Source organism: Streptomyces sp. AC558_RSS880 (assembly GCF_019049255.1).
GTDB lineage: Bacteria > Actinomycetota > Actinomycetes > Streptomycetales > Streptomycetaceae > Streptomyces.
In genome coordinates this window covers 1-7565 of sequence record NZ_JAGMUJ010000126.1, presented here as the reverse complement: position 1 = coordinate 7565, position 7565 = coordinate 1, and the positions used below count along the sequence as shown (strand labels likewise).

Below are 7565 nucleotides of genomic sequence, written 5' to 3'. Positions count from 1 at the left end.
AGACATCAGCAACAGCATCCTGCGGCTTGGAAGACACACCATCATGCTCACACTGCCGAAGCCCCCACCACCACAGAACTAACGAAAAACTCAGTAAGAGCTCGTAACACAATCTTGTTGAAGCGGCCCGGTTGGGCGTGACCGGTCTGGTGGTTGGGCCGTTCGTGATGTTGTGAGTACTCGGCCATGGACCGTGGACGATGACTTGTGGGCGCTGATCGAGCCGTTACTGCCGCCCTGGCCCGAGCGGTCGCCGGGGCCACGGCCGGTGGACGACCGACTGTGTCTGCAGGGCATCCTGTACGTCCTCTACAACGACATAGCCTGGCAACTGCTGCCGCTGGAGTTGGGGTTCGGCTCCGGGCAGACCTGCTGGCGCCGCCTGGAACGGTGGCAGCAGGCCGGCGTCTTTGACCGGCTGCACCGGATTCTGCTGGCCGAACTGAACGCGGCCGGGGAACTCGACTGGTCACGGGCCTGCGTGGATGGCTCACACATCTGGGCGAAAAAGGGGGTGCTGACACGGGTCCGTCGCCGGTCGACCGGCGCAAGACGGGCAGCAAACACCACCTGATCTGCGACGGACGCGGCACCCCGCTCAAGGTCATCACCACCGCGGCCAATGTCAACGACGTCACCCAGACCCTCGCCCTGGTCGACGGCATCCCACCCGTCGCCGGCCGCCCCGGCCGGTCCCGCCGCCGGCCCGAAGCCCTGCTCGGCGACAAAGGCTACGACTCCAACCCCAACCGCGCCGAACTCCGCAGGCGCCGGATCCTGCCCGTCATCTCCCGCAAGGGATCCCCGAACATCAAGGGCCTGGGCAAACTCCGCTACGTCGTCGAGCAGACCTTCGCCCTGCTCCACCACTTCAAACGCCTCGCCGTCCGATGGGAACGCCGCACCGAACTCCACGACGCCCTCGTCTACCTGGCCTGCAGCCTCATCTGCTGGAGGCGACTGAAGAAGCCCCGATCATGATCGGAGCACGAGCTCTTGGCTACAACTCAGGCCACTCACCCAGAGGGCCGGCAGCACGCATCTGGGTGAAGTCATGCACCAGCTCCCACGCCCGATCGACATCCAGGACAAAATCGCCCGTGAACGTGGCGAGGTCGCCCATGATCGGGACTTCGACCTCGGCATCCGAGGGCACAGTGCCGTCTCCTACGAGCAGAGACATCCGCTCGGGGTCACTCATCAGTTGGACGACCGCGTGATCATCTCGGAAGGCCAGCATCAGCATCGGGAACTCCCTGTTCGGCAACCGAACCTCGACGTACCCCTGGCCAAGAGAACGCAGGTCGTTGAAGCGGTCTGACAGACCCTTCACCTCTGAACGTCTCTCAACCGGAGAGAACAGTCCCGATTCTGGCGATGTCGCCGCCCACACCACGCTCATCCAGCCACTCCTCCCCACACAGGTCATCGCCTACGATCCAGGGCCACGCTCCCACGTTCCACCACGACACGACTACTGGACCGGGCGCATGATCGTGTTACGAGCTCTTAGACCGTGTCCTACGTGGTGAGGCGTCGTTGAGTTCGGTATGGGGCGGGGTACGTGGAGTTGGATTGTTCCGGACGGGTTGTGGGAGATCGCGAAGCCGCTGATCCCACCATCGAAGGTGCGGCCGCAGGGCGGCGGAACGCAGGACACCCCTGATGAGACGCTGTTCGCCGCCATCATCTACGTCCTGGTGTCCGGCTGTGCCTGGCGGGCGTTGCCACCCTGCTTCGGGATATCGAAGTCGACCGCCCACCGGCGGTTCCTGATCTGGTCGAGAGCCGGCCTCTGGGGACGGCTGCACGAGGCCGTGCTGCACCGGCTCGACGACGCCGGCCTCCTCGACGTCACTCGCGTCGTCCTGGACACCGCCCACGTCAGGGCTAAAAAAGGGGCGGACATACAGGTCCGAGCCCCGTGGACCGGGGCAAGCCGGGTTCCAAGATGCACGTCCTGTCGGACGCGAACGGACTGCCCCTTCTCGTCGGCGTCTCGGCCGGCAACACCCACGACAGCGAAGGGCTGAAGCCGATGGTGGAGGGTCACCAAACGAGACACGACCCCCATCGCGGCCGGTACTTCAAGCCCCAGCGCCTGCACGCCGACAAAGCCTACGACCGGGCTGACCTGCGTAGATGGCTGCGAGGGAAGCGGATCGGCGTGCGCATCGCCCGCAAGGGAATCGAGTCCAGCGAGCGATTAGGGCGGCGCCGCTGGGTGATCAAACGCACCATGTCGTGGCTGTCCGGCTACCGCCGCTTGAGCCCTCGCTACGAACGCGATCCCCGCAACTACCTGGCCTTTCTCGGCCTCGCCGCCGCCCTGTGCTGCTACAAGCGACTCATCCGCCTCACCACGTAGGACACGGTCTTAGGTAAGGGCATCGTTGTGATGCCCGGTGACGACCCATCCCTTCACGTCCTTGAGGGCGATCACCCCAAAGTCTCCTGCCGAAGATCCGGCATGTGCCGGGCCGAACCTCGGGGAGGCGCTCCACGCCCTCCGCGAACAGCCCTCCGCGCGGGGCGGGCGCATCCAGTCGGGCAGTGCGGTCATGGCTTCGCCGTACCGGTACGTCGGGTCCGGAAGGCGGCGCGCGGCGGGGCTGTCCTACTCGGCCGGCAGACGGAGCATCGGTTCGAAGGCCGCGTCCTCCTCGCCCTCGGCCGAAGGGAGGAAGCCGTCCGGGACGGTGCGGGCGGCCGTGGTGAGGAGGCGGGCCAGGACCTCGGCCTCGGTGGCCGGGGGGAGGCGGAGGGCGGCGAGGAGGCGGTCGCGGACCTCGGGGTGGTCCGGGTTGTCCTCAAGGTAGTCGGCGTTGAGCGCGGGGGGACGGAAGCCGGCCAGGGCGTCGTGCCAGGAGGGGAGGACGATGGCCAAGGTCAGGGCCTCGGCGAGGGACTCCGCGATGAGGGAAGCCTGGCCCTCGGAGTCGGTGTAGAGGACGGGGCGGACGCGGTCGGAGCCGGCCGGTCCGCAGAGGTAGTGGGTGCCTCCCGCGTTGCAGCTGGCCACGGGCTCCACCGGGAGACCGGCCGGCAGGGCGATCGACTCGATGGGGTCGGTCCGCGTGAGGTCGAACTCGCCGTCGCAGGCGAGGTACGCCTCGACCTCGGGGTCGGCGGCGATCCGGCCAAGCAGGGCCTCGTCGGAGAGGGCGGCCGGGTTGAGACCACGGGCGGCTTCGGGGGTCAGGGGGTGGCCCGCGAGGACGTGGCGGACGGCGTCGAGGGGGACGGGCCGCCCGTAGTCCTCCTCGAAGTGCGCCTGGACGGCCTCGGGGGAGCGGTCGGTGAGGAGGCGGAAGAGGTGCCCGGAGCCGTCCGGGTCCGAGCTGCCCGAGGGGAACGCGATGCCCGAGCCGGTGCGCCAGGCGCTGCCGCCGGTCTCCCACCACAGGCAGGCGGTGACCCGCGGGGCGCCGAGGCCCTCGTCGACGAAGGCCGGGTCGTCCAGGAGCGGGCGCAGCGCGGCGGGCACCTCGTCGATGACACCGGGCCAGACCTGTTCGTCGTCCGTGGCGTACGGGCTCATCTCCGACTCGTGGTCGAAGCCGCGGACGAGTACACCGGCCGGGGTGAAGAGGACGGAGAAGTCGTCACCCGAGCCGTTGTCCATCAGGGCCGCGTCCGTCCCAGGCCCCCAGGTGGTGGAGAAGGAGTAGCGAGGGAACCGCGGGTCGCGGCAGATCGCCTGGTCCAGCACGGCCAGCGCGCGCAGGTGCGCGCGGAGCTCGGCGGGGTCCGGGAGGAGGGTGGCGGTCGTGTGCACGGTGTCCATGGGCTCATGTAAGCAGCCGGCACTGACATCCAGGGCGGCGGTTCGGTCACACCCGCTCTCTCACTCAGGGAACGAAAAGCCCAGCTCACGCAGGCGGGGCAAGCACGCTGCGAGGCATTGCTCCACAGACGCGGCTTCGGTTCGCACAAGGACGTCCTCGCGCAACGGCGCTCCACTGGCGACGAAGGTCCAAGCCTTGCTCCTCTCTGCCATCCGCTCAGCGTCGGCCTTGAAAAGCACCGTTACGCCCTGTTCAGCCAGTGCTTCCATAATCGCGACGACGTCCACCGGCACTCTCCCCTCCCGAAGCGCTTCGAACGCACCGTCGGACGACCATATTCACTCCGGGCCGGACCCTGGACACCCGCCCGCATGACCCGAAGTGACCGATCGGGGCGCTCTGAGCTGGAATACGCGACACCTCAACATGCGAGCTCACCAATCCCGAGGCTGGGCTACTCGGGACGCCACCAGCCCTGGCCGACATGCCAGTCCCGGATCCAACCATGGAAGCCGCCCCCGAGCTGCGCGGACGGGGCATCGGCGTAGGGAGCTGCGCATCCGTCGCGGAGCCACCAGACCTGACCGCGCCGTGGACCGGTCACCACCAGCGTCCAGTACTCACCGGGCCGGTCGCTGCCCAGCAGCACCGAGCCGCACTGGTAGATCTGATGCAACGTGTCGGAGTGCAATGCGTGGTCGTAGTAGTCGTACTCCCACTGCCATTCCTCTTCGAGCGGGAAGGGCTGACCGAGCCCGCGCACGGCTGTGCCATCGAACGGCTCAGGACTCATCCAGCAGTCCGCTTCCCACCTGACCCAGCTGGCTGGCTTCTCTCCCAGGGGCAACAGACCGCCTTCGTCAGGGGGTCCCTCGTCTGTCCCGTTCGCGATCTCAGCAACGAAGGTGCGATATGGCTCAGGCAACACCACGCCCTGCCAGTCCTCCCAGGAGCGGAGCGCCTTCCAGCCCAGAGGGCGACGGCGGACCTGTGCGGGAAAGGCGTCGTGCAGGAGAGCCAGCGCATCCGGGATCGTGTCTTCCACGTCCTAACAGGTACCACCCGCCACCGACACCCCGACTGCGGCCGGCCGAACACAGCAGTTCCGACGTCAAGCTCAGGGTTTCGGCGTGTGCCCCTGCCGGACCTCGATGATCGGCAGGAGCTGGCGTGGCGTCGCGCCGGACGGAGTGGGGACGTCCGCCAGACGCTCCAACAGTTGATCCAGCGCGGCCTGGCCGTCGTCGACCGCCGTTTCGGGTCGTCCTCGCCCATCACGCGGAGGCCGTCGCGCGTGCGGACGCGCTGTTCCGTACGGAACGGCCTCCGCACTGCCTGCACTGGTTCGGACGGGTCAGCGGGCGGGCTCACCGGTCGTACGACGGGGGCGAACCGGCAGGGTCCGGTGGCCGTTACCGATCGCGGTCGGGAGGGTCCGCAACTCGCCAACAGGAACAGCCAGTTCGATGTCCGGGAAGCGGGTGAAGAGCAGGCGGAGCGCCGTGGCCACCTCCATCCGGGCCAGCGGGGCGCCCAGGCAGAAGTGGACGCCGTGGCCGAACGCCAGGTGGTCCTTGTTCAGGCGGGTGACGTCGAAGCGGTCGGCGGTGGGGCCGTGCCAGTCGGGGTGGCGGTTGGCGGCTGCGTAGGAGGCGAGGATCGCCTCGCCTCGGGGAATCGTCAGGCCGTCGGGCAGAGCGATGTCTGTGAGGGCGTAGCGCAGCGGGAGGTGCTTGAGGGCGGGTTCGTGGCGCAGCGTCTCCTCCACGACGTCGTCCCAGGTCGCCCGGCCCGCGCGGAGGTGGCTGAGTTGTTCGGGGTCGGTGAGCAGAGCGGTGACCGCCTGGTCGATGACGTTCACCGTGGTCTCGTAACCGGCGCTGATCATCAGCAGGAGCGTGTCGCGCAGCTCACCGTCGGTGAAACCGCCGCCGTCGCCCTCGTGGTCGCGGGCGGCGATGAGAAGGGAGGTCATGTCGGCGGCGGGTTCGGCGCGTTTGGCGGCGATCAGGTCATCGAGGGCCTTATAGAGGGACGCCGTGTTCTCGGCGGCCTGCACGGCGGTGGCCGTGGTGTCAAAGACGCCGTCCACCACGTCGCGGAAGCCTTGGAGTTGGCTGTCGGCGATGCCCATGAGGCGGCCCAGTACCGCGATGGGCAACGGGTACGCGAAGTGTTCGCGCAGGTCAACGATCTCCCCGGCAGGCCGCGCCTCGAGGTCATCGAAGAGCGTCGTGACGATTGTCTCCACGGTCGGGCGCAGGTCCTGGACGCGGCGGGCGCTGAGGGCCGGCGCGACCATCCGGCGCAGCCTGCGGTGGTCGCCGCCGTACGCCGTGAACATGCTCTCCACAGCGATCCACAGGGCCAGCGGCCACGTGGACACGGTGTCGGCGTAGGCGGGCCAGTGGGCGCGCCCGTCCTTGGAGACCTGCGTGCTGGTGAGCAGTTGCTTGAGGAGGGCGGGGTCCGTCACCGACCAGACGGTCAGACCCAGGAGGTCCACGCGAGTGGCCGGGCCACGGTCGCGTAACGCCTGGTGCTCGGCGTGGCGGTCGGAGGCTGCGGGGTCCAGGACGAGGGGTGTCGACGACTGTTCGGGCATGGAGGCTCCAAGGCGGACGGCAGGGATGGCGGCAGCAGCTCGAGTCGTCCGAGCGGTGAGCCGACGGGCCGGGTGTCGGTGTGGGTGACGGTTGGTGTCGGTCACGTACAACTGACCGTGCCGCCGACCGACTTGTGACACCCGACCGGATCCGCGCTCAGCGTCACACCCGCTTCAGCAGGTCGAAGAACACGCCGCCACGCATCACCTTGAACGGGTCCTCCAGCTGGGCGACGACCGTCGCGATGTCGCTCGGTGTCCAGCTCCACGCGTATCGCCACCGCAATGAAGGAAGGGGCGGACGGGTACTGGCCGGTGAACTCACAGAACCGCTCGATGAACCGCCCGCGGTCATCTTCGTCAATGCGGGATCCGTGCTGTCATTCCTCAACCGTCTGATCAGTTCGGACACCGGCTGAGGAGAGTCGCGATGGAGGCCGCCCGCCCGCCTTTGACGCCGAGGCATACAAACCTCGAAGAGGCCTACGGCGCTGGGCGATCGTGCTCCACGACAGCGGCCGCTACCCCGACACCGCGATGTCCGTAGTCATCGGCGACGCCTCCCGCGTACCGCCGTGGCCGTCAACATCGTCCAGCTGCGCGTCGACTGGTTCGACGGCGCCAATCTCCTCGGCCGAGTCGATGCCGCGGTCATGACCCGCGTGGACGCCGCTCTGCGCGTGGTCCAGGACCTGTAGCCACCACTGCAGGGCGGCCTTGTCGATGCTGCGCGTTCTGAGCCCGCTCAGCGACCTGGCCGAGGACTTCGTCGTAGTGGGCGCCAGCCGTCCGGTGGTACGCCGCGCGGGCGGGGGCAGCCGCTGCCAGCCGTCAGTGCCGATCTCGCCCGTCTGGGCCCCTTCCGACCTGCTGCAGTCGCCCGGTGCGCGGGGGAGGTGCCGGCTGCCGGGTGTCTGTCCTGCAGCCGGCCACCCGCTCGGGCTGGTTGGTCAGCCGTGGTAGGTGATGTTGCCGTCGCGGTCGTTGGCCTTCTTGGTGTAGGCGTGGACGTCGGCACGGGAGCCGCCCGGCTTGTAGAAGTAGATGGTGTCCTTGTCGTTGTTCCAGATGAAGGGCGTTGTCACGTTGTTGGGTGTGTGGGCGTCTGACGGTGTGTCGAGGTGTGGTGGGGCCAGGTTCCGGGCCGGTGCTCAGGCCGTGGCAGGTCGGTC

Annotated in this window: 9 protein-coding genes and 2 pseudogenes; 4 read left to right on the top strand and 7 right to left on the bottom strand. The window is 68.2% G+C overall.

Annotated features, from left to right (window positions below):
- Nucleotides 1-193: 193 nt before the first annotated feature.
- Nucleotides 194-981 (top strand): IS5 family transposase gene (locus tag KUM38_RS29700; protein WP_374227105.1). Its coding sequence is split into 2 segments (ribosomal slippage): nucleotides 194-490 and nucleotides 493-981, totalling 786 coding nucleotides; the frame shifts between segments, so codons are not numbered across the junction.
- 19 nt (nucleotides 982-1000) lie between these two features.
- Here the strand turns inward: KUM38_RS29700 and KUM38_RS29695 are convergent.
- On the bottom strand, nucleotides 1001-1402 hold the full coding sequence (locus tag KUM38_RS29695) for a hypothetical protein (protein ID WP_254397975.1): 402 nt from the start codon (nucleotides 1400-1402) through the stop codon (nucleotides 1001-1003).
- A gap of 148 nt (nucleotides 1403-1550) precedes the next feature.
- On the opposite strand from KUM38_RS29695, the gene KUM38_RS29690 reads away from it, so the two are divergent.
- Nucleotides 1551-2368 (top strand): IS5 family transposase gene (locus tag KUM38_RS29690; protein ID WP_217133786.1). Its coding sequence is split into 2 segments (ribosomal slippage): nucleotides 1551-1905 and nucleotides 1905-2368, totalling 819 coding nucleotides; the frame shifts between segments, so codons are not numbered across the junction.
- A gap of 249 nt (nucleotides 2369-2617) precedes the next feature.
- Here KUM38_RS29690 and KUM38_RS29685 read toward each other — a convergent pair.
- The 5 genes from KUM38_RS29685 to KUM38_RS43065 form a co-directional block, all read right to left on the bottom strand.
- On the bottom strand, nucleotides 2618-3787 hold the full coding sequence (locus tag KUM38_RS29685) for a hypothetical protein (RefSeq protein ID WP_217133784.1): 1170 nt from the start codon (nucleotides 3785-3787) through the stop codon (nucleotides 2618-2620).
- 60 nt (nucleotides 3788-3847) lie between these two features.
- On the bottom strand, nucleotides 3848-4075 hold the full coding sequence (locus tag KUM38_RS29680; RefSeq protein WP_217133782.1) for a hypothetical protein: 228 nt from the start codon (nucleotides 4073-4075) through the stop codon (nucleotides 3848-3850).
- Between the two features lie 167 nt (nucleotides 4076-4242).
- A complete protein-coding gene (locus KUM38_RS29675; protein ID WP_217133780.1) occupies nucleotides 4243-4833 on the bottom strand; it encodes an SMI1/KNR4 family protein in 591 nt (196 codons plus the stop codon).
- Nucleotides 4834-5142: 309 nt separating this feature from the next.
- The gene (locus tag KUM38_RS29670; protein ID WP_217133778.1) at nucleotides 5143-6393 is read right to left on the bottom strand and encodes a cytochrome P450; all 1251 of its coding nucleotides are present in this window, start codon (nucleotides 6391-6393) and stop codon (nucleotides 5143-5145) included.
- A 163-nt stretch (nucleotides 6394-6556) separates the two neighbouring features.
- Nucleotides 6557-6679, bottom strand: coding sequence for a hypothetical protein (locus KUM38_RS43065; RefSeq protein WP_302181301.1), 123 nt, complete (start codon nucleotides 6677-6679; stop codon nucleotides 6557-6559).
- A 60-nt stretch (nucleotides 6680-6739) separates the two neighbouring features.
- Here KUM38_RS43065 and KUM38_RS29665 point away from each other — a divergent pair.
- Nucleotides 6740-6885, top strand: a pseudogene (locus KUM38_RS29665) (IS5/IS1182 family transposase); the annotation flags it as partial.
- Nucleotides 6886-6968: 83 nt separating this feature from the next.
- Nucleotides 6969-7091, top strand: a complete 123-nt coding sequence (locus KUM38_RS43060; RefSeq protein WP_302181300.1) for a hypothetical protein — start codon at nucleotides 6969-6971, stop codon at nucleotides 7089-7091.
- Nucleotides 7092-7343: 252 nt separating this feature from the next.
- Here the strand turns inward: KUM38_RS43060 and KUM38_RS29655 are convergent.
- A pseudogene (locus KUM38_RS29655) lies at nucleotides 7344-7466 on the bottom strand (lamin tail domain-containing protein); the annotation flags it as partial.
- Nucleotides 7467-7565 lie beyond the last annotated feature (99 nt).

What these genes read in the sequence shown, in the direction of transcription:
- KUM38_RS29670 (WP_217133778.1), bottom strand. Translation starts at nt 6,393, where the DNA reads ATGCCCGAACAGTCGTCGACACCCCTCGTCCTGGACCCCGCAGCCTCC.
- KUM38_RS29695 (WP_254397975.1), bottom strand. Translation starts at nt 1,402, where the DNA reads ATGAGCGTGGTGTGGGCGGCGACATCGCCAGAATCGGGACTGTTCTCT.
- KUM38_RS29685 (WP_217133784.1), bottom strand. Translation starts at nt 3,787, where the DNA reads ATGGACACCGTGCACACGACCGCCACCCTCCTCCCGGACCCCGCCGAG.